This is a genomic window from Paraburkholderia sp. BGA-UO-ETr-F21, assembly GCF_059567925.1.
This window is the reverse complement of the sequence record NZ_JCAQOY010000039.1, coordinates 552267-573154: the sequence shown is the minus strand read 5'-3', so window position 1 is coordinate 573154 and position 20888 is coordinate 552267. Positions and strand designations below refer to the sequence as shown.

Genomic DNA, 20888 nt, shown 5'->3' with positions numbered 1-20888 from the left:
CTTCTGGCCGGGTGTACTTCGTTGGGTGGAAAAAGTGACTGTATCGATTGCTGAGTGCATCAAAGGGCAGCTCCTCCGGCCAGCGTTCCAGCCTATCGGGATGCTTGCGTCGGGTGACGTCATCGCATTCGAGGCACTGCTTCGCGGTCCCGCCCGGTCAGCGCTGGAGAGTCCTGCTGCACTATTCGGACTTGCCCAGCGCGAAGGTTGTATGGTTCGTCTGGAGCGCTTCGCCGCGCGCCTGTCCCTGACGGCGTTCAGTCAGGCTCAGTTGCCGGGCAAGCTGTTCGTGAACTTCAGTGCGGCCGCCGTCCGGGAACTCGCCACCCGCCAGGAGGAAATACTGGTCTTTTTGCGGTCCCTGCAGTTCAGCCCTGACAGGATGGTCATCGAGCTGACCGGGCAGTCTGCCATCGGCGACCTCCGGTCGCTCGGGTTGGCTATTAGCGTTCTGCGCGAATCTGGATTGCAACTGGCTCTCGACGATTACGGCTCGGGTACCTCGAACCTCGGTCTCTGGATAAGCCTGGAACCAGACTACATTAAAATCGACCATTCAATTATTGGCGGAGCGAGGGCTTCGCCGTTTCGTTTCGAGGCGCTGCGCTCCTTGCGCCAACTCGCGGAAGCCGGACGGGTGCAACTCATAGCAGAGGGTGTCGAAGACGCAGAAGACCTTATGGTCTGTCGTGACCTGCGCATCGAACATGGCCAGGGTTTTTTTCTCGGCAGGCCGAATTTCCAACCGGTTGAACGGCTCGAAGACGCTGCGCTTTCCGCAATTCATGACAGTGCGATAACGGTGTTTCCTGAGACCATGGTGGGGTCTCCCCGTGCTTTTTCCGCTAGCAAACTTGTCATCTCCGCGCCAACGCTGTCGCCAGCGGCGACGAACGATGATGTCCTCGATGTGCTTACAAATTGCCCGGACCTGCATGCGATAGCCATTGCCGACGAAGGGCGGCCGGTAGGACTGGTCAATCGACGCGCCTTTGTTAATGCCTACGCGCGCCCGTTTTACCGGGAAATTTTTGGCAGGAAGAGCTGCGCAGCGTTTGCCGACATGTCGCCCGTGCTGGTCGAAAAAACCGCCACCATGCAGGAGCTGGCTGAACTGTTGACCGGCGACGACCAGCGTTACCTCTCGGACGGCCTGGTCGTCGTCGAAAACGGGCGATATGTTGGTCTGGCTACCGGGGAGGCGCTGGTGCGCGCTGTCACCGAAGTTCGTATTGAAGCAGCGAGGTACGCTAATCCGCTGACGTCACTGCCGGGCAATATTCCAATCGACATGCACACCAGGCGCCTGGTAGAGCGCGGCGCGCCATTTCATGCGTGCTATTGCGACCTGAACAATTTCAAGCCCTTCAACGACCAGTATGGGTACTGGAAGGGCGATGAAATGCTGAAGCTCGCGGCATCCATCCTCAGTGATGCATGTAATCCATGCCGGGATTTTCTCGGCCATGTAGGCGGCGATGACTTCCTCATTTTTTACCAGAGCGAGGATTGGGAAGTTCGGATTCGCGCCGCAATGCAGCGCTTCAATGAGAGTGCGCGGCAACTTTATACGTCCGCCGATATCGACGCGGGAGGAATACATGGAGAGGACCGCCACGGCGACATGCGCTTTTATCCTTTCGTCACCATCGCTGTAGGCGTAGTGCCAGTTGCTGCGGACCTCGATATCGATAGCGATTCCATTGCTTCGCTTGCCGCAACAGCCAAACGCGAGGCAAAAAAATCGGTTGACAGCTTCTATGTCGCCGATTGCCCGCGCGAACCTGCTTGTTGCCCCTCCCTCTGACACGTCGACTTCCCTGACGTCGGGCTCGTTCACGGTCATCGCCGACGTATAAACCGTATAGACCGCTAGTAATCGCACAGGCTATATCATCCCAGCAACAACGGATGGCGCTATCACGAATATAGGTCGGCTCCGTCAGGTGCCGGAGCGTCAGTTGCGTTGCGCAACACTGGTCGTAGCATCTTCGCGATTGCATCTTCAGAGACAGCTGGGCTGTACAGAAAACCCTGTCCTTCAAGGCAGCCATGCTCAACCAGAAAGCGCCGATGGATGTCCAGTTCCACGCCTTCCGCCACGACATCGAATTTCATTGCGTGGGCGATGGCGATGACGGCAAGGGTCAACGCCTCGTATTCAGTGTCGCGCCCGATTTCCTGAATGAACGCCCGGTCAATCTTGATGCGGTCGATGCTGAAGCGTTTCAGGTAGCTCAAGCTCGAGTAACCGGTACCGAAGTCGTCAATTGCGATTTTTACCCCAAGCCGGCGCAGGTCCCGCAACACCCGCGCCACCGCGTCGGCATTGCGCATCAGGCCCCCTTCTGTCACTTCGAGTTCGAGCATTTCCGCAGGCCAGTCGGCCTCTTCCAGCGCCGAGCGAACGATGCGCAACAGGTCCGAGTGCTCCAGCTGAAGCGGCGAAACGTTTACCGATACCCGGATTGGCGCCAGCCCAGCGTCGCGCCATCGGCCAGCCTGCAGGCACGCTGTGCGCAGCACCCATTCGCCCATGTCCTGAATCAGTCCCGTTTCTTCGGCGACCGGGACGAATATGGCGGGTGATACGACGCCCAGCTCCTCGTCATCCCAACGCAGCAGCGCCTCGACACCCTGAACGCGGCCCGTCACCATGTCGATTTGAGGTTGATAGGCCACCTGCAGACCCTGATTCTTCACTGCGCGCTTTAGACGACCCGAAAGCTGCAATTTTTCGGCGGCCGCGCGATTCAACTCCGGCCGGTAAAACTCGTAGCCATTGCGTCCGTTCGCCTTCGCCAGGTACATTGCCGCGTCCGCATTCCTTATCAACGTGTCGGCATCGTCACCATCCTGCGGATAGGTGCTGACGCCGATACTGGCTTCGACATACAACTCCTGCTCGCCCACATGAAATGGCTCTCCTATTTCGGCAATCAGTCCGTCGAGCATCGGTATGAGTTGTCCGTCCTTCGAAGGCTCGACAACGATGATGAACTCGTCTCCGCCGTAACGCGCGACCAGGTCACTGGAGCGCACCAGTCGCCTCAGGCGTTTCGCGACACACGCCAGAAGCGCGTCGCCTACGCGATGCCCGAGTGAATCATTGACTACCTTGAACCGGTCGAGATCGAGGAAGAGCACCGATACCTGGCCATCGGTCCCGGTAGCGCGCCGAATCATCTCCGTCAGGTGCTCGTTGAGGTGGGTGCGGTTTGGAAGGTCAGTCAGTCCATCGTATCTGGCCTGATGCTGCAGGCGGGTCTGATATTCGACCAGTGCAGTGACGTCGCTCATCACGCAAACATGGTGAGTGACCTCCCCGTTCGCGTCGCGCACCGGGGCGACCAGAACGTTGGTCCAGAAGCGTTCGCCGTTTTTTCGCGTGCAGAACAACGTCACATTCGCTTCAGTGTTGCTGTCCATGGCATGACGAACGCTCTCCCACTTCGGCGCCTCACCTGCCATCCCGAAGAGCGTCTCGCAGTCAGCGCCCGCTACGTCTGCTGGCGAATACCCAGTGATACGCTCGAAGGCCGGATTGGCAAAAGTGATGACGTGACGGTCATTCCGCCGCTCTGAGATAATAATTCCGTTAATGCTCGCGTCTATCGCCCTGCCCTGCAGACGCAGAGCCCGATGGGCATCACGCCGGGCCGTGATGTTTTCGTAGGCGACGAGTACGCCGGTGACATTGCCGTTCTGGTCTTCCAGCGGCAGCTTGGTTTCAGAAATCCAGACTTCTGAACCATCTACGGCAACCAACGGGCGCTCGAAATGCCTTTTTGTCACTTCGCTAGACATCACGCGTACATCTTCGTCCCGTACCTCGTGTGGGTCGTCGCCCCAGCGCAACTCCCCGTCAGTCAGGCCAATCAGGGCGCTTCGGGACGATAGCCCCGCATCGCGCGCATAAATCTCGTTACCGCCAGCGTAGCGATGGTCTGTGTCCTTCCATGCGATGCCCTGCGGAATATGGTCCAGTACATACTCGAGGGTCTGCTTCGACTTGAACAACTCTGCCGTGGCCATCGCCTCGGTGGTGACGTCCACCATGACAGCCATCGTGGACGGAGAGCCCTCGAATTCAACATTCAGATGGTGGACGTCCATCGAGCGACGTTCACCCGCTTTCGTCTGATACACCCATATGCCGACTGACCGCGTTTCGCCGTAGACCACTTCAGATTTCGATTCGAGCGCTTCTTGCAGGCGGGCGAGTTCATCTGCCGGACGCATATCCCGCATCGATATGTTGAAGAACTCAGATTCCGAATAGCCAAATGCTCGTAGCGCGGCGGCATTGACAGCAACGATGCCCAGCGAGGCATTGTCAAATATCCAGATAGGCAACGGATGTTGGTCAAAGAACCGCTGGTACTTCGCCCGAGCGCTATCGGCGGAGTGCAGGGCCGCTCTTAACCGGTCCGAGATAAGCGAGTTCCAGCGCATGAGCGCAAGCAGCAGGACGGCCGCCGTCGCACCGCAGACCAGCACAGCATCGGCGACCCATTTGGCGTCCGAGGATGACTTGCCGACAGTGGAACTGATAGCGGTGTCAGCCTCCATCCTCGCATCAACGACCTCCTCGAGAACGCTGTAAAAGTAGGCGTCAATTTCGCTCAATGCGGGGTCGGTCAACCCGACACTCCCCGGATGCAATGTTGCTTGTATCGCCAGCGCATTGCTATGCTTCGCCAGCGTCCGAATCATCGTGTCCAGGTCGTCGAGCCGGGAGAGGCACGCATCGCTCCGTCGGCATCCTCCGCGCGCGTCGGATGTCAGGTCGAGGAGCGCCGACAGGGGAAAAATATAAGCGGCCCGCTTGTAGAATGCACGGGTCCCGACCAGTGTGTAGAGCTGTCCATGTTCATCGAGCATCATCTGCTGGACCTGGTCGAGGTCCTGCTTCAGACGCCCCGAAGCTTGGAGCGTTCGCAACGAGTTGTCCTGCTCGCGCGTCTGGCGCATCGCCAGAAACGTGCTCAACGCAATCGCCGAAAGGATGATGGTGACCACGACGAATGTGACTGCTCTACGAACAGCCTTTCCGCTCAGGATGTCCCCTTCGGGTCTGGCACCTTGACTTTGCCCAACCGTCTGACGGCTACCCGCCCGATTGTCTTTCATCTTCACCATACATTGTCCCGATTACGCCGCCCCGCCGGGATAATGACGTAAGTTCCAAAATTATTCCGCGCCAGGCGCAGGTAGCTGCCCTGTTCTCAGCTCACGTGGGCTGTCACTTCCAACAGGCCGCATGGGTGCGGTAACGCGGAAAGAGATTGCCGCTTGGCGTCTCTGGATTGCCCGGGCGTTTCCCGGCAAGTCGACCGTGCTACGAAAGTCCGACCGCGCACTCGCGCACGACCCACCCCCATCATGTTCGAAAGACCCGAAAGGCGCGAATACTCACCGGTGCTGGGGACAATGGCGTTCGCTCGCCATAGCGCTGGTGTCCGCTCCAAATACTCGCCGCGGGAGCCACCACCCGGAAGAATTCCCAACGACCTGCTTATGGCCGCCCCAGCGCCACCCCTGCGCTCGCTGCAAACGTTTGGTGCAACACGTTGCCGGCCACGCACATCAAGGTTCAAACGATGGTTCGCGACATGGACTGCACCGTGCAAATCTGAAGGGCGCCGGCAGTAACCGGCTAACCGTCGCACGCAACCTCGTTTCCGCAGGAGTCAGGCTTGACGGCCGTTACAGGCTCCGGCGCGACCGTGTATCCCGGTAATTCCATGAAGAGCGTGACACGGTGCAAAATCTGCCAGAAAACCGTTTCGAACGAGCGCGCACACTCGGCCTGAGTCATACCTTCCGCGAGCGGGTCTGCAAAATTCCACCTGAAAGAGGGCGGCGCACCCGGAAACACGGGCGCGTGATATTCCTCTACACAGCCATCCATGGCGATGACAAGGTCCATCTGCGGCGCCCACTCGCTCGTGAATTCAAGCCAGCTTTTAGGACTAAGCAGGCCGAGGTCGGAGATGCCGGGACGCAGTTGTGCCAGGGCCAGTGGATGAACGCGTGCTGCAGGCTCGGCCCCGGCGCTGAATGCTTCGAACCGATGGCCTGCCAGTTCCCGCAGCAGTGCCTCGGCGATGATGCTGCGTGCGGAATTCTCCCGGCAGAGAAACAGCACCTTGTGTTTTCTGGTCACGCACCTACCCCATTACATACATCCTTGATTTCGCCACGGATTCTGCCGTGCCAGTCTTGCACTTCCATGACAGCACAAAAGAGCGGAGACGAAATTCGTATCAAAAGGTGAAGAAATTGCTTCCGGGATGCGTGGTGTCGTGTCACATCGATTGGTTACAAGGTGAGGAATAACCCGTTTCGGAGATTCATGTGAGCACACGAAAACCCGCGTTGCAGAACACCATCGCAGCGATGCACGCGTTCGAGAATTGCTTCGTGGGCCTGGGGGACCACTCGGCCGACCAGGCGCTTATTGCGTTAACAGCCGCTGTGCATGCGGAGCGTCGCGACATGAATGCCTACGACTGGCTTATGCAGGCTCTTCCCGGCGCGACGCTGAAGCCTGCGCTTGCAATCGGTACAGTGGGCGAACTATATCGGTCCTATACCCGGCCTGCCGAATTCGACCGATTGAAGGGAATAAAGCGTTCGTGAGGAAATCAGAGGCGGAGTGAATCCACATAAGGATGAGCCGGGACTAGGCGAATTGCAGTGCCGCACTGCCGAGGTTTCAATGCCTGCCAGCCACCCGATGAGCCAATGAGCGGCCCTGTCGACGGACGCCCCCTGAATGTCTTTCTCGTCACCTGGCCTCCATCCGCGCGTCACCCTGGCCATACCGGTTCTGCCGCCGATTCGGCGGACAAAGCTGATGAAGTGGCCAGCAATGGAACGTTAGAGGCGGGCAGTTGCGACGATATTCCTTCGGTCGTGCGTCTCGCGCTGATGTATCCCGCTATGTATGTATCGGACTATGGTACATCGGTCGAGGCGACCGTCTCGCGCAAATAGTACGCAGGTCGCTCAACATTTACCGATGTTCCTTGGTACGCGGAGCGTTTGGGAAATGACCCGGAAGCGCGGAAATACGCTCAGGAACTAGACAGCGAATAGATGCAATGGAAGCCTGTGGAAGTAAGCCCGCTGGAGGAAAACGGGATTCGCAGACTCGTTTCTCCACCTGAACACGCAAAATGGACGCGACTGACACAACCCTCTCATAGCAACTAGTTGACTGCCACGAGTCAGGCCGCCGCCTTCGATGGCTGAACTTCCACCGTGACGTGCGATAGCCCCTTGAAACGCTCGAGCACCGCATGATAGAAGCGTGAGTCTCGCTGTGGCTCACTGGTCGAGACCGACACCACCGCGCTCATGTGGCCAGGCCCCAAGCGCCAGACATGCAGGTCGATAACCTTGTCGCCATGGCCCTCGATGGCGTGACGCACGTTTTCCGCCATGGGCTGGTCCGGATTGATATCGAGCAGAATCGCACCGGTGTCGCGCATAAGTCCATAAGACCAGTTGGCTATCACCAGCGCCCCGATGATGCCCGCCAGCGGATCCATCCAGAGCCAGCCGAAGGTGCGCGCCAGTACAAGACCAAGAATTGCCAGCACGGATACCGCCGCGTCAGCCATGACGTGCATATAGGCGGAGCGGATATTATGGTCCCTGCTTACCGCGTCATGCGTGTCGTGGCCATGCTCATGCTCGGCAAATTCGACTTCATGGTCGCCGTCAGACAAACTCACAATCGCTCTGAATGCGTGCGGCTCCGGGATTTCGTCTTTCGATTCCAGGTAACCATCACGGTCCCCCAGCACAAAAACCTGACGCGCCCCGCCCGGTCTGACGGTCGTGATAGTCATTGTTGATGCGACCATGCGCGAGTCCGGTGATTCCGGCGTAATCCGGAAGACGGGCGGCACGCCGTCCTCGAAAATTGATACCGCGAATACACCAGATGGGGCGACAATCTTCTGCGCTTCCTCGTCGTGAGCGTGGTCGTCATGACCATGCCCATGTCCGTGGTTATGACCATGGCTATGGCCGTGATGGTCGCCGCTCAGAAGCCAGACACTCGCGAGGTTGACCAGCAAGCCGACCACTGCGATAGGAATTGCCTCGCCGAAATGGATAGGAATCGGCGCAAGAAATCGGGAGACCGCCTCGTAACCAATCAGCAAGGCAATCATTGCCAGTACGATGGCGCTGGTAAATCCGGCCAGGTCGCCGAGCTTGCCCGTGCCGAACACGAAGCGCGAATCAGAAGCATGTTTGCGCGCGTATGTATAGGCAAGTGCTGCAATCAGCATCGCACCCGCATGCGTCGACATGTGCAGTCCATCGGCGACCAGCGCAAGCGACCCGAACATACTGCCGCCAACGATTTCAACCAGCATCATGGCACTGCACAGCGCAATCACGGCCCACGTCTTTCGCTCGTTCTTTTCGTGACCAGCGCCAAGGAAGATGTGGTCATGCCCTGCGCCGAACGCGGCGTCTTTGAAATCATTCATTTCCAACCCAATCACTTGAAATAGCTGTGAACAACTTCGATGAGCTGTTCCGTGGCGCTGTCGCCGTGTTCCTCGCCGTTTTCAGCATCGACAAGGTGGTTCCGGATGTGGTCCTCCAACACAACTGCCAACAAGCCGTTCATCGCTCCCCTGCAACTCGTAATCCGTTGCAGGACGTCGGAGCACCCGTGCTCTTCCTCAAGCGCACGTTCGATGGCCTCGACCTGCCCTTTGATACGGCGGACCCTGTTGAGAAGCTTCTGTTTTTCCTGAACTGTGTGACTCATCGCGCCCTCCGTATACCCCGTAGGGGTATATAATTGCTCCGAGTCTACCATAGGGGGTAGGGGTATCGTTTGTTTGTGTGAAATTATCCGTGCTCGCTGATTTCGCCAGATGCCTCCCAAACCCGGCTAATGTTTGCAGCCGTCATTCATGAATGCACGTCACAACGCCGCTTTTACAGCTCTGCTAGCAGCCGCGCTATTCGGCGCGACGACGCCGCTCGCCAAGACGCTGCTTGGTACGCTGTCGCCCTTCATGGTCGCAGGCCTCTTCTACCTGGGCAGTGGCGTTGGTCTTGCTCTCGGAATTTTTGTTCAACGCCTACGCCGCACGACTGGAGAGCGCCAGAACGAAAGCCGGATTCAGGTCGCCGAAGTGCCTTGGCTTCTCGGGGCAATCGCAGCGGGCGGGGTGGCCGGACCTGCCCTGCTGATGCTCGGTCTCAGCACAACTCCCGCTGCAACCAGTTCCCTACTACTGAATCTTGAAGGCGTGTTCACGGCAGTGATTGCCTGGGTTGTGTTCCGCGAAAACGTCGACGTCCAGATATTTCTTGGGATGATCGCGATAGTGGCAGGCGGTGTCGTCCTTTCGTGGCAGCCTGGCGACACTGCCGTCTCGCTCGGTGCACTGCTCGTCGTCGCAGCCTGCGTTGCGTGGGCGGTCGACAATAACCTGACGCGAAAGGTCTCGGCGAACGACGCGATGGTCATTGCCTGCCTGAAAGGGCTTGTCGCGGGCTCAGTCAATCTGTGCATCGCGCTGCTTCTCGGCGCGCATCTGCCAGGCGTCGGGAAGGTGGCGGCTGCCATGCTGACCGGCTTCGCTGGCTACGGCGTGAGTTTGGTTCTTTTTGTCGTCGCCCTGCGAAATCTGGGTACCGCCCGAACCGGCGCGTATTTTTCAGTCGCCCCGGTATTCGGCGTCGCGTTATCGCTTTTTCTCTGGCCGGAAGTGCCATCGCTGTCTTTCTGGATTGCCGCGGCGCTCATGGCTTTGGGAATCTGGCTTCATATCCGTGAGCGGCATGAACATCCGCACACTCACGAGGTTTTGGACCATAACCATCGACACCGGCACGACGAGCACCACCAGCATACGCATGATTTTGATTGGGACGGTGATGAGCCGCACACGCATCCTCATCAACATGCGCCTATCACTCACACGCACGCGCACTTTCCCGACATCCATCATCGGCATACCCATTGACGCGTGGAGGACGACAAACGGCTATTTGGGCCTTCTATTGACGGGCGCCAGCATGAGCAGCGTCGGCAGATGGTGCTGGTATAAGGCCCCCTCAAAGAACAAACAGTCGCAGCGCGAGTCCTATTACACCGCATGCGAGCACGACCGTTATTACTCCGACCTTGAACCGGAACAGTGCGATACCGGCAGCCAGACCTATAAGCACCGAGGGCCATTCGAATCCGCCCTTGATGCCATGTGGCCACAGCACCTGAAGGCCAAAAAACACGGCGAGATTCACGATGAAGCCAACCACAGCGGAAGTGATGCCTGTCAACGGCGCAGTAAACTTCAGGTTACTGCGGGTCGTTTCGATGAAGGGACCGCCGAACAGAATGAACGTAAGCGCCTAGCCATCCCGATACTGTGCCCTTGCGCCTCAGCTACGTCAGCAAGGGCAGCCTTGGCTACGAGCTGGTTGTTGAGGAACATGCTATGGCGGTCCAAGCACAGCCGCTCAGGCTGAAGGAAGCCGTACCGTCGAGAAGTCATTCCGGCGCATCGAGGAAAATTGCCTCACCCAGGTTCACGGGAATGCACGCGGTGTCGTGTCGGGCGACGCTCCTTCGAGCGCTCATCAGATGCGCGCTGGCCTGCGACGTCTGCGGTCCGCCTTCGACCTTTTCGAGGGTGTGATAACGGCCCCTCTCCTTTCCCGAAGAACTGCGGTGGATCGCGGGCGAACTCGGTGCTGCACGCGACTGGGAAGTACTGGCAGCTTGACCTTGCCCGCTGGCTTAGACGGCGCGCCCGTCGATATCTACGCCGACGCAGTCACGCAGGCGGCCAGAGAAATGGCGAAACAGAACCGCACCCGCGCGGCGGCGGCGGTCGACTCGGTGCGCTATACGCGACTCATCACCGAGCTTACGCGCTGGATTGATCAGGCGGCCTGGCGTGAAGGACTGGAGTAGACCCGGCGGCCGGCGCTCGACCGGACGATCGGCAGGTTCGCCAGCAGCCGGCTAGCCAAGCGGCACGAGCAGCTGAGCAAGCGTGGCCACAATCTGCCGGACCTGGATGCGCAGCGGCGGCACCGCCGCGCGCGTTGCGGCGAAGAGACTGCGGTTTGCCACGGAGTTCTTCGCTTCACTGTATCCGAAGCAGGGAGTGCGCCATCACGTGGCGGCGCTCAGCAGGCTTCAGGACGATCTCGGCCGGCGCAGCGATGTCGTCGTAGCGGACGGTCTTCTCACAATACTGGCATCCGAACGCCAGGAGACGGCGGCGGGCACCCGGGGTACGCGCGAGGCTATCTTGCGTCCCGCGTTGCGGCCGACCATGAAGCGTTACGGACGCTGTGGAAGCGCTTTAGTCGCCTGTCACCGCCACACTGACCGTTTCGTCAGGATACAACCAGGGACGCATTGAAGTGCGGCAGAATTTCTTTTGCGTGGCAGTTCGCCCTTTTCGGACACCTGATAGCGAGCAATCGCCTTTATTGCGCTCAACGCGGGCCCTGCAGCGCAACGACAGGCAACCGTAATGCCCCCGACCCGCAATGTTCACGGACGCTCCCTAAGGTCTCACCGTTGTAACCAACGGTAAGGAGATGGGAGATGGGCGTGTTCCACTTGTCACACCGATGCAACAAGGTTTACCTGCAAGCTTCGCTTGCCACCTGCGCGGGAGCGGCTGCACTCGCGTTCTCAACATTGTCCACGGGCGTTGCGGCAGCCGGTGACGACCACCGGTCCGAGACGCGTACGCCGATCAGACACGTGATTGTCGTTGTCGGGGAAAACCGCACGTTCGACCACGTGTTCGGCACCTACCAGCCAGGGCACGGGCAGTCGGTATCAAATCTGCTGTCGAAGGGTATCGTCAATGCGGATGGCTCGCCCGGCCCGAATTTCAGAAAGGCGCAGCAATACCAGGCGCAACTGACCGGACCGACGGAGTTCGCGCTCGCCCCCCCTGACAAGACTGCTTATGGGACGCTGCCCTCCCCAAACACGGGTGGCACGCACACCGCGGCAAGCGATACGAGCCCGCCACCTTTCGCGACCCACAATGCGGCCGCGCAGGCTGAAGGTTCCGCACTGGAAGCGTCCGACATCGACCAGCTGCTTACCGGCGCTTCAGGATTGCCGACGGACGTAAAGGATTCCCGGGTGGCCAACTACAACGCGCTACTGAACGGCCCATATCTGCTGCAGCCGCCCCTCTATGATGCTTACATGGGCGGTCCGGTGCACCGCTTCTACCAGGCATGGCAGCAATCGGACTGTGCAGTGGCGCACGCGAGCCGTGAAAACCCAAGCGGCTGTCTGGGCGACCTTTTCGCCTGGGTCGAGACCAGCATCGGCGCGGGCAGCAATGGCAAGCCACAGCCCACACCCTTCACTGACCAGACCACCGGGGAGGGCTCGAATGCGCTTGGCTTCTACAACGTGAACAACGGCGACATGCCGTACTTTACGCAACTCGCCCGGCAATACACGATGAGCGACAACTACCATCAGCCGGTAATGGGCGGCACGGGGGCGAACAGCATCATGATCGGCGCCGCGGATGCCTACTACTACATGTATGGACGCCCCCGGTTTGCCAAGCGGTCTTTTCATGATGGGTAAGGAAACAAGATTGCAGCCATGTATCCGGACTTTTTCACCAGGCCCATGGCCCGATCCGTCCCTGATGGAATACGCTGATCGGCTCCCCAACACTGAATCGCGCTCCGTGGCGCTTTGGTAGTAGCGGGCTTATCCGATCACGGTCCAACCTGTTTTGCCATCACTGCGTGAACGCCTGAGCAATCTATGGGGTGTGCGAGTTTTCCTCTCCTGCTGAAACGCCAGTTCGAAACCTGAGCGTTACTCGACCTAAACCGCGGGGTTCATCTTGTAGTTCGCCTGATACTGCCGGTTGCGAGCAAGTAGGGCCCAGATGACACGCGCGTTTCTGTTCGCTAGCGCAACCGCGACTACATTGAAGTGGCGTCGTTCGAGGAGCTTGCGGAGCCAGTTATCGCCGCTTTGGTCAGCCTTGTTCTGGAACGCTCTTAACGCTGCACGCGCGCCGTGAATGAGCAAGGTTCGCAAATAAACGTCACCTCTTTTGCTGATCCCTAGGAGCGTCGTCTTTCCTCCGCTCGACGATTGACCCGGCACTAATCCCATCCAGGCGGCAAGTTGTCGCCCGTTGGTGAAGTCACGGGCATCGCCGATTGTCGCCACAAGCGCACTCGCCGTAATCGGTCCAATGCCAGGTATCTTCTCAAGCTTTCGGCTCATTTCATTCGTACTGTGGACACTCCTGATTTGAGCCTCGAGTTCTTCGACCTGCCTGTCGAGCTCAGCGAGGTGATCGAGCAGTCGTTCGATTAGAAGCCGGAAACTACCGGGCAATTCGTTTCTCCCGTCTTCAATCAACTCACGTGCACAACTGCGAACATTCGCAAGACCCTGCGGCAATACTATGCCGAACTCAGTCAGTAGTCCGCGAATCTGGTTCGCCTGCGCGGTGCGCGCGATAACGAAGCCCTGACGGGCTCGGTGTACAGAGAGCATTGCTTGTTGCTCAACGTTCTTGACCGGTACGAATCGCATGTTTGGCCTTGCGACGGCTTCACAGATAGCCTCCGCATCAGCGGCGTCGTTCTTGTTCGTCTTTACATATGGCTTCACGAACTGCGGTGCCATCAGTCTTACTGTGTGGCCAAGCGTCTGCAGCCGGCGAGCCCAATAATGAGCGCCCCCGCAAGCCTCCATCCCAACGAGGCTTACCTCCGGGTTCGCGAAGAACTCAATCATCTGGCTGCGTTTGAGCTGCTTCTTCAGGACGCATTTGCCGTGTTCATTTACACCGTGAACCTGAAACACGTTTTTCGCCAGATCAATTCCTACAGTCGCAATCTTCATGGTCGCTCCACTCAGTCAGGTGATGACGTAGCCATCTTGACAGACTTCGCATACCAGTCGGTCAGGTGGGGGCGTCCATTCCATTACTGACGGAAACGGTAACGCGGCGACGCCGCCATCGAACCAGATTGAAAATCCCAATCCACTGGCAGGCACCAACAACTGGTACACGCAGGACGGCTACTCAGGCGGCAGCTACAGCAATTGTTCTGATCCCGGTCAGCCGGGTGTGGGGCCGATCCGCCGGTACCTCGAGTCCTTGCCGTACGACCCGAAACCGAACTGTGCGCCGGCGCACTACTACCTGCTCAACAATTACAACCCGGGCTACAACGGCGACGGCACAGTGCTCGACACGACGACATCGCCGTTCACGATCCCGCCCTCGCCGGTGCGCACGATCGGCGACACGCTGCTTGATCGCCATATCCCGTGGAAGTACTACGGCGAAGGCTGGCGCAGCTTCATCAGCGATCCGTCGAAGAGCGTCTACTGCAACATCTGCAATCCGTTCCTGTATGAGACGTCGATCATGACGAACCAGAAGGTTCGCGAGACGCACCTTGCGGATCTGCCGGACCTGTACGCGGACATCAGTTCCGGCAACCTGCCTGCGGTGTCCTTCGTGAAGCCGAGCGGACTGCTCGACGGGCATCCGACCTCATCGAAATTTGGCCTGTATGAGGCATTCGTCAGGAAACTGGTCGATGCGGTGAAGAACGATCCAAGGCTATGGGCCAGCACGGCGATCCTTATCACCACGGACGAGGGCGGCGGCTACTACGACTCAGGCTACATCCAGCCCGTCGACTTTTTTGGCGATGGCTCGCGTATCCCGATGATCGCCGTATCGAAGTATTCCACCGGCGGCCACATTTCGCACGGCTACGCCGATCACGCGTCGTTGGTGAAATTCATCGAGCGCAACTGGGGCTTGCCGCCGATCACCGGGCGCAGTCGTGACAACCTGCCGAATCCGGTCCAGCGCAGCGACAATCCCTACGTGCCAGTGAACGCGCCGGCGATCGGCGATCTGTTCGACCTCTTCGACTTCGGGCGGGACCCGGACGCTCACGGGCAAGGCAATGGGCAGCAGCGCAACGATGGGGGGCATGACAGCGGGGGCAAAGGCTGGTGGCCTTTCTGATCGCGAGCGCCGGCTCCTTTGCGTTCGCAATGGAAACGTGACCGCCGCGCATTTCAGCGGCGGTCTTTTTTCGCCTGCCGGCAAACATCGGACCACGGGAAAAGGACTTTGTACGCTCGCTGTGCAAAAATCGCGATTCCCCTATCGGTCAGGATGGTGACATGGACCAGCCCAAGAACCTTACGGCTCCCTTCCTTTGTGGCGATTCAACACTATGGTTTTCGGCCTATGGCTTCGGTTGGGGATACTGTGCCTTTGCGCTTCCAGCTGAAACGGTTTGCGAAAAACTCGGCGCCGCCAGCAAAACCCCAAAACAGTTGATGCTTGCTTTCGAGCTGGGCAAGCGTCACCTCTTGCTGACAATAGCGAATAAAGCGTTGCCGGCCACCGGCGAACGGGTAACGCTTTTGGCCGCTGATCTCTGACGGCGGACTGACGCGCCGCTGGTCACGGTATCAGGAAGCCTGCGCTGAAGGTTGAATGCTCATGTAACACGCAGATAGACACCCAGATCGGCTTCGCTGGGTCGTGTACCCCATCCGCTGGATTGGCTCACCGAGGCGATGGCGACCCAGGAGTCGGGTGGAAGCCGCGCGTTGAGGATTTTCGCCCCCTCGATGATGCGCAACCGGCCAGTGGATTGATCGAAGGTTGCACAGATGATGCGGTCGGCGAGGTTGACACGTGCCACGACGGGTTTCGATGCAGGCATGGCGGTCTCGCTGGGGGATGGGAGATTGCTGCGACGCAGCAATAACTGAACCCGCGTGATCGGCACACATTCCCATGGCAGCTCCGGTGCTGCCCGCTGCCCCCCACATCAAGGCACACATAGGCCTCGCTGCCCAGCCTGCCAGCCTCCCGCCAGAACGCGGGCGGGCACCCTCGCCTCTCAAGATGAAGCATCGATGATGCATTTCCAGATCTGTAAAAGTCGGCGAAGCGCCGCTTCCACGTCCCGATCGAAGGAAAGCTCACTCTCAAAAACAGTCCTGGCCGTGCCGGCCGGTGCGCTCGATCAGCGCGCGCCATTGCGGCTCAGGGATTTCCTGACCGTAGCCGCCGAACTGCGCAGAGCAGCTTGAGAGGATATAAAGGTCCCGGAAGGCGGACCTGATCTCTGGCGGCACGACGGGATCTGACCTGTCGCCGCACGCATGCGACTCATACCCCCTCCAGACAATCTTCGGAAGGCAGAGGCCCCGTCGTGTCTCTCGTGTCCGCTGCCGCCGGGCCGTACCAGCAGTACCGGTGCAATGAAATGGTATGCACTATGCGGGTACTATTCAGCATCCCCTTTTCACAGAGGTCCAACAAGAGCAAGCACCCTCTACTGCGCATTTACATTTAGGTTTGGCGTGCAAGCTCAGGAACGCATCCGGGCGCGTCACCCGGATGGCCGGTCTCAAAAGCCTTGCCTGATGGTCCCCTGCCTTACTCGGCCACCGACTTACCCGACGCGTCCTTCACCTTCGCCTTCCATTGCGCACGGATTTCCGACACAACCGATTCCGGCAGTGAGATGTAATCCAGTTCGTTCGCTGCCTGTGCGCCATTCCTGAACGCCCAGTCAAAGAACTTCAGCGTCTCCTTACCCTGCTCCGGCTTGTCCTGCGTCGTGTGCACCAGCACGAACGTCGCGGCGACGATCGGCCATGCGGTCTTGCCCGGCTCGTTCGTCAGGATCTGGTAGAACGACTTCGACCAGACTGCGCCAGCAGCGGCGGCCTTGAACGTGTCCGTTTTCGGCTCGACCACCGTACCTGTCGAATTTTTCATGTCGACATAGGTCATGTGGTTTTGCTTCGCGTACGCCCATTCGACATAGCCGATCGCGCCTGGCAGACGCTGCACGAAGGCTGCTACGCCGTCGTTGCCCTTGCCGCCCGTGCCCGTCGGCCAGTTGACCGTGGAACCCTCACCAACCTTCGTTTTCCAGTCCGCATTGACCTTGGACAGATAGTTCGTCCAGACGAAGCTGGTGCCCGAACCATCGGCGCGGCGCACTACCGCGATGTCGGTATCCGGCAGCTTGACCTTCGGGTTGAGCGCGACGATTGCCGCGTCGTTCCACTTCCTGATCTTGCCCAGGTAGATGTCGCCGAGAACTTCGCCCGACAGTGTCACTTCACCGGCCTTCACGCCGGGCACGTTGATGACGGGGACCACCCCACCGACGACCGTCGGGAACTGGAACAGACCTTCCTTTGCGAGATCTTCGTCCTTCAGCGGAGCGTCCGTGCCCGCGAAATCAACCGTCTTCGCGATAATCTGCTTCACGCCGCCCGACGAACCGATACCCTGATAGTTGACCTTGCCGCCGCCGGACTTCTGATAGGCGTCGGCCCACTTCGTGTAGATCGGCGCTGCGAAGGTGCTGCCAGCGCCCGTGATATCGGCGGCATGTGCGGTGGCGGCGCAAATTGCGCACAGAGCAGCGGCGAGTCGCTTGAGCTTCATATCCAGATTCCTCACGTGTTTTGAATGCCCTACGGAGGTCTGCACCTTAAGTGCAGGATGTGACTTTTTTGTGACCGCTCCATCCAGGAATCAGTAAAAACGCAGCGAAAATCATCGATCGCATCAAAAGGCGCAAGGGGACGCTTCGCCCTTGCGCATAGCTTTACCTCGCCCCATTTCGTTCAGCTCGACTGGGCGCGATTCCAGTCCCTCTCCCTCGATAAGCAGCCACGGGGCATGGTCGGTGTTGCGCCAATTCCACTGGTATTGCAGGCAAATGCCGATCGTTTTGCTTTTACTGACCCCGCCAAGCGCTGTCGCGCCTCAATTGTTTCGAGTTTGTGACGAATTGTTTCATTTATCGCAATAGCGTTATACCGGACGGAAAGGGCTGGTTTGATGGAGCGGTTTCCTATACTCACGCGGTTTCTAACCCTTGTAGAGCAAAAGCCAGAGTTAAATTATGAAAAAAATCACCATCGCCCTCGCCGTATCGGCGCTCGCCGCATCGGCTGCCCATGCACAAAGTTCGGTCACGCTGTACGGTCTCGTCGACGCTGGCATCACGTATACGAATAACGTTGCGACGGGTAACGGTCATGGGAGCGGCCGGGTAGCCCTGGCGAGCGGCAACATCAGTGGCAGCCGGTTCGGCCTGCGCGGTTCGGAAGATCTCGGTGGTGGTCTGAAGGCGATCTTCGTGCTCGAAAATGGTTTTAACGTCAATAACGGCACGCTCGGTCAAGGTGGCCGGATGTTCGGCCGTCAGGCGTACGTTGGCCTGAGCAGCAATGACTTTGGCACCGTCACGCTGGGCCGCCAGTATGACTCCATGGTCGATTTCGTCGCACCGCTGTCGGCCACGGCAGGCACATTTGGTGATTCGGGTTTTGCGCACCCGTATGACAACGACAACCTGCAACACAGCGTTCGCTTCAATAACTCGGTCAAGTTCGCCAGCGTCGACTATGCCGGCTTCAAGGCTGGGGGTATGTACGCATTCAGCAACACGCAGACCGGCTTTGCAGTCGATCGCGCCTACAGCGCGGGCGCCAGCTACAAGTTCGGCGGGTTGAACGTGGCAGCCGCCTACCTGCAGATCAACGGTTCGGGCGCTTCGAATCCGAATACCACGGGTGCCGCTGATCCGACCGAGTTCAAGGGTGGCCTGACGTCGGATGTGCAGCGTACGGCCGGTGCGGGCCTGAGCTATGGCTTTGGTCCTGCGACGGTCGGCTTTGTCTACACGCACAGCCAGTACCAGAATACGAACGCGTTCGGCCTGAAAAATGGTGGTGCCCATTTCGACAACTACGAACTCAACGGTAAGTACGCACTCACGCCGGCGCTGATGCTCGGTGTTTCGTATGCGTACACGGACGCACACCTGAGTGGTACAACGTCGTATGGCGCCGATCCGAAGTGGAATCAGGTCAACGCGATTGCGCGTTATTCGCTGTCCAAGCGCACGGAGCTGTATGGTGAAGCCATGTATCAGCACGCAACCGGCAACAAGAACGTCGCAGTCATGTACAACGCCGGCGGCGCTTCGTCGACGGCCAATCAGGTCATGGGTTCGGTCGGTATCTTGACCCGCTTCTAAGGAAGCCTGACGCAGAAGTGGTTTAGCCCTGCGTCAGCACACAAGAGCAGTAGGCGCCGGCAAAGCAGTCGCCGGGGCAAATTCATCCGGACGCGACCGATGCTGTCTGATTCAAAGGTGGGATCCGGATGTGTCGGGACTCTTGTCGCGGATCCCGACGAAACGGCGGTCACGGCGCAGTGAATGTGGAAACGAGCGTCCGCATTCACTTGCACCGACGCGACTTTCTCTGCGTAGTATTTTTGCCCGTCCTGATGGACGGGCTTTTTTTCACCCGGTGACCCAGCCTAGTCGTCTGGCGACAATGCGCCCCCCGTTTTTCCAGCCGTTTGCTGCAAGCAGGCGACATGCCCCCGACCACCAAGGTCCGATGTCTGGGCGGACCCGACGTCCGAATGTCCACGAAAGCCGACGGTCGCAATGTGAACGGAACGCGCACCGAATGGCTATCCAGGGATGAACATCGCCATTGCCGCCACGCCCATAATGGCTGTCGCGATCCAGCCTAGAATGACAAGCGGTCGACTCGCCGTGAAAGCGCCCATTACCGATTTCTTCGAGACCAGGATGATGATGACAACCATCAGCGGTACGGCGACGACGCCGTTAATGACGGCGCTCCAGAACAAGGCTTTCATCGGACTGATTGGCGAATACTGGATACCGAGTCCGGCGAGCACGCTGACGGCGATGATGCCGTAGAACCCTCGCGCATCGCCCACCCTGCGTTCAAGCCCTTCCTTCCAACCCATCACCTCCGAAAGGGCGTATGCCCCAGAACCTGCCAGCACCGGCACGCCAATCAGGCCCACACCGAGAATGCCAAAGGCGAAGAGCATGTATGCAAAGTTACCCGCGAGCGGCCGCAGCGCACTGGCTGCCTCCCCCGCCGTGTTGATGTCGGTGATTCCAGCCACATGGAGTGTGACGGCGGTCGCAAGAATGATGAAGTAGGCGGCAACATCGGAGTAGAGCATGCCGCTCCAGGTATCCCACCGGATGCGCCGAAGTTCCGTGCGTGCAGCACGGGCGTCACGCACAAGCGGCGCACTGCCGTGTTTCGCCTGCATGTCCTCGACCTCCTCGGACGCCTGCCAGAAAAACAGGTAGGGGCTGATGGTCGTGCCGAAAACGCCGACCACCACGGCGGCGGCGCTGGCATTGGGTGTGAACTTGGGCCAGACCGTGCGCAGTGCGACCTGTCCCCAGGGAACATGAACCGTAAAGAGAACTGCCGCGTAAGCAAGCAGGGAGACGGTCAACCACTTCAGGAAGAAGACGTACCGATGGTAGGGAACGAACATCTGCAGCAGAAGCGTCGCGAACACGAAGAACGCTGTCATGAGGTGACGATTGAAACCTGAGACAAGCTCCGCCACTTCGCCCATGGCTGCTACGTCGGCCGCGATGTTGAGCGTATTGGCGATGAGCAGTAGCAGCACGACGCTCCTTACAACGATCGGAGGGAATGCGGTTTTTATGTTGGCCGCGAGCCCCTTCCCTGTAACCCTGCCGAGGTTCGCGCACATCGATTGAACGGCAACCATTAAAGGGTAAGCTAGCGGCATCGTCCAAAGCATGTTCAGGCCGAATTGAGCGCCCGCCTGGGAATACGTGGCGATCCCGCTAGGGTCATCGTCGGCGACGCCGGTGATGAGCCCTGGTCCGATCCGCGATAGCGGGTGCTCCTTCAGACGCCGCAAAAGAATCCGAAGAGTGTTCGTTTGCGGCGGTCCCTGCTGCCCATTAACGTCCATTCATTCACC

General features: G+C 59.0%; 18 protein-coding genes and 1 pseudogene. 10 read left to right on the top strand and 9 right to left on the bottom strand.

The genetic code is table 11. From position 1 onward, the window contains the following. Positions 1-25: 25 nt before the first annotated feature. Positions 26-1807, top strand: coding sequence for a GGDEF domain-containing protein (locus AC57B1_RS32060; RefSeq protein WP_496419732.1), 1782 nt, complete (start codon positions 26-28; stop codon positions 1805-1807). A 113-nt stretch (positions 1808-1920) separates the two neighbouring features. On the opposite strand, the gene AC57B1_RS32055 is transcribed toward AC57B1_RS32060, so the two are convergent. Together AC57B1_RS32055 and AC57B1_RS32050 are read right to left on the bottom strand one after the other, a co-directional pair. Continuing rightward, on the bottom strand, positions 1921-5142 hold the full coding sequence (locus tag AC57B1_RS32055; protein ID WP_496419731.1) for a sensor domain-containing protein: 3222 nt from the start codon (positions 5140-5142) through the stop codon (positions 1921-1923). Positions 5143-5659: 517 nt separating this feature from the next. Then, positions 5660-6169 (bottom strand): arsenate reductase ArsC, encoded by a 510-nt coding sequence (locus tag AC57B1_RS32050; protein WP_496419730.1) that lies wholly within the window; start codon positions 6167-6169, stop codon positions 5660-5662. A gap of 191 nt (positions 6170-6360) precedes the next feature. Between AC57B1_RS32050 and AC57B1_RS32045 the strand changes: the two genes are divergently transcribed. Together AC57B1_RS32045 and AC57B1_RS32040 are read left to right on the top strand one after the other, a co-directional pair. Beyond that, positions 6361-6645 (top strand): hypothetical protein, encoded by a 285-nt coding sequence (locus AC57B1_RS32045; protein WP_496419729.1) that lies wholly within the window; start codon positions 6361-6363, stop codon positions 6643-6645. A gap of 105 nt (positions 6646-6750) precedes the next feature. Further along, positions 6751-7002, top strand: a complete 252-nt coding sequence (locus AC57B1_RS32040; RefSeq protein WP_496419728.1) for a hypothetical protein — start codon at positions 6751-6753, stop codon at positions 7000-7002. A 233-nt stretch (positions 7003-7235) separates the two neighbouring features. On the opposite strand, the gene dmeF is transcribed toward AC57B1_RS32040, so the two are convergent. Together dmeF and AC57B1_RS32030 are read right to left on the bottom strand one after the other, a co-directional pair. Next, positions 7236-8513, bottom strand: a complete 1278-nt coding sequence (gene dmeF / locus AC57B1_RS32035) for a CDF family Co(II)/Ni(II) efflux transporter DmeF (protein WP_496419727.1) — start codon at positions 8511-8513, stop codon at positions 7236-7238. A gap of 11 nt (positions 8514-8524) precedes the next feature. After that, entirely contained in the window at positions 8525-8800 is a 276-nt protein-coding gene (locus tag AC57B1_RS32030) for a metal/formaldehyde-sensitive transcriptional repressor (RefSeq protein ID WP_408303216.1), read from the bottom strand. A gap of 148 nt (positions 8801-8948) precedes the next feature. On the opposite strand from AC57B1_RS32030, the gene AC57B1_RS32025 reads away from it, so the two are divergent. Further along, positions 8949-10010 (top strand): DMT family transporter, encoded by a 1062-nt coding sequence (locus AC57B1_RS32025; protein WP_496419726.1) that lies wholly within the window; start codon positions 8949-8951, stop codon positions 10008-10010. A 91-nt stretch (positions 10011-10101) separates the two neighbouring features. Here the strand turns inward: AC57B1_RS32025 and AC57B1_RS32020 are convergent. Further along, positions 10102-10389: pseudogene (locus AC57B1_RS32020) on the bottom strand (chromate transporter); the annotation flags it as partial. A 160-nt stretch (positions 10390-10549) separates the two neighbouring features. Between AC57B1_RS32020 and AC57B1_RS32015 the strand changes: the two are divergent. From AC57B1_RS32015 to AC57B1_RS32005, 3 genes are all read left to right on the top strand, one after another. Next, complete coding sequence (locus tag AC57B1_RS32015) at positions 10550-10963, top strand: CHAD domain-containing protein (RefSeq protein ID WP_496419789.1); 414 nt, start codon at positions 10550-10552, stop codon at positions 10961-10963. A gap of 148 nt (positions 10964-11111) precedes the next feature. Next, a complete protein-coding gene (locus AC57B1_RS32010; RefSeq protein WP_496419788.1) occupies positions 11112-11420 on the top strand; it encodes a CHAD domain-containing protein in 309 nt (102 codons plus the stop codon). Between the two features lie 188 nt (positions 11421-11608). Continuing rightward, positions 11609-12625, top strand: a complete 1017-nt coding sequence (locus AC57B1_RS32005) for an alkaline phosphatase family protein (protein WP_496419725.1) — start codon at positions 11609-11611, stop codon at positions 12623-12625. A gap of 249 nt (positions 12626-12874) precedes the next feature. Here AC57B1_RS32005 and AC57B1_RS32000 read toward each other — a convergent pair whose 3' ends face one another. Continuing rightward, a complete protein-coding gene (locus AC57B1_RS32000; RefSeq protein ID WP_496419724.1) occupies positions 12875-13912 on the bottom strand; it encodes an IS110 family RNA-guided transposase in 1038 nt (345 codons plus the stop codon). 259 nt (positions 13913-14171) lie between these two features. On the opposite strand from AC57B1_RS32000, the gene AC57B1_RS31995 reads away from it, so the two are divergent. Both AC57B1_RS31995 and AC57B1_RS31990 read left to right on the top strand, forming a co-directional pair. Then, positions 14172-15059 (top strand): alkaline phosphatase family protein, encoded by an 888-nt coding sequence (locus AC57B1_RS31995; protein ID WP_496419723.1) that lies wholly within the window; start codon positions 14172-14174, stop codon positions 15057-15059. Positions 15060-15220: 161 nt separating this feature from the next. Further along, positions 15221-15484, top strand: coding sequence for a hypothetical protein (locus AC57B1_RS31990; protein ID WP_496419722.1), 264 nt, complete (start codon positions 15221-15223; stop codon positions 15482-15484). Positions 15485-15543: 59 nt separating this feature from the next. Here AC57B1_RS31990 and AC57B1_RS31985 read toward each other — a convergent pair whose 3' ends face one another. Next, positions 15544-15771, bottom strand: coding sequence for a hypothetical protein (locus AC57B1_RS31985; RefSeq protein ID WP_496419721.1), 228 nt, complete (start codon positions 15769-15771; stop codon positions 15544-15546). A 722-nt stretch (positions 15772-16493) separates the two neighbouring features. Further along, on the bottom strand, positions 16494-17519 hold the full coding sequence (pstS, locus tag AC57B1_RS31980) for a phosphate ABC transporter substrate-binding protein PstS (RefSeq protein ID WP_496419720.1): 1026 nt from the start codon (positions 17517-17519) through the stop codon (positions 16494-16496). A 463-nt stretch (positions 17520-17982) separates the two neighbouring features. On the opposite strand from pstS, the gene AC57B1_RS31975 reads away from it, so the two are divergent. Continuing rightward, positions 17983-19122, top strand: a complete 1140-nt coding sequence (locus tag AC57B1_RS31975) for a porin (protein ID WP_091798573.1) — start codon at positions 17983-17985, stop codon at positions 19120-19122. A gap of 446 nt (positions 19123-19568) precedes the next feature. Here AC57B1_RS31975 and AC57B1_RS31970 read toward each other — a convergent pair whose 3' ends face one another. After that, entirely contained in the window at positions 19569-20879 is a 1311-nt protein-coding gene (locus AC57B1_RS31970) for an NRAMP family divalent metal transporter (RefSeq protein WP_496419719.1), read from the bottom strand. Positions 20880-20888: the final 9 nt, after the last annotated feature.

Coding starts and splice junctions, on each gene's coding strand:
- AC57B1_RS32055 (WP_496419731.1), bottom strand. CDS start 5,142: ATGGTGAAGATGAAAGACAATCGGGCGGGTAGCCGTCAGACGGTTGGG.
- AC57B1_RS32040 (WP_496419728.1), top strand. CDS start 6,751: ATGAGCGGCCCTGTCGACGGACGCCCCCTGAATGTCTTTCTCGTCACC.
- dmeF (WP_496419727.1), bottom strand. CDS start 8,513: ATGAATGATTTCAAAGACGCCGCGTTCGGCGCAGGGCATGACCACATC.
- AC57B1_RS32030 (WP_408303216.1), bottom strand. CDS start 8,800: ATGAGTCACACAGTTCAGGAAAAACAGAAGCTTCTCAACAGGGTCCGC.
- AC57B1_RS32025 (WP_496419726.1), top strand. CDS start 8,949: ATGAATGCACGTCACAACGCCGCTTTTACAGCTCTGCTAGCAGCCGCG.
- AC57B1_RS32005 (WP_496419725.1), top strand. CDS start 11,609: ATGGGCGTGTTCCACTTGTCACACCGATGCAACAAGGTTTACCTGCAA.
- AC57B1_RS32000 (WP_496419724.1), bottom strand. CDS start 13,912: ATGAAGATTGCGACTGTAGGAATTGATCTGGCGAAAAACGTGTTTCAG.
- AC57B1_RS31990 (WP_496419722.1), top strand. CDS start 15,221: ATGGACCAGCCCAAGAACCTTACGGCTCCCTTCCTTTGTGGCGATTCA.
- AC57B1_RS31985 (WP_496419721.1), bottom strand. CDS start 15,771: ATGCCTGCATCGAAACCCGTCGTGGCACGTGTCAACCTCGCCGACCGC.
- pstS (WP_496419720.1), bottom strand. CDS start 17,519: ATGAAGCTCAAGCGACTCGCCGCTGCTCTGTGCGCAATTTGCGCCGCC.
- AC57B1_RS31975 (WP_091798573.1), top strand. CDS start 17,983: ATGAAAAAAATCACCATCGCCCTCGCCGTATCGGCGCTCGCCGCATCG.
- AC57B1_RS31970 (WP_496419719.1), bottom strand. CDS start 20,879: ATGGACGTTAATGGGCAGCAGGGACCGCCGCAAACGAACACTCTTCGG.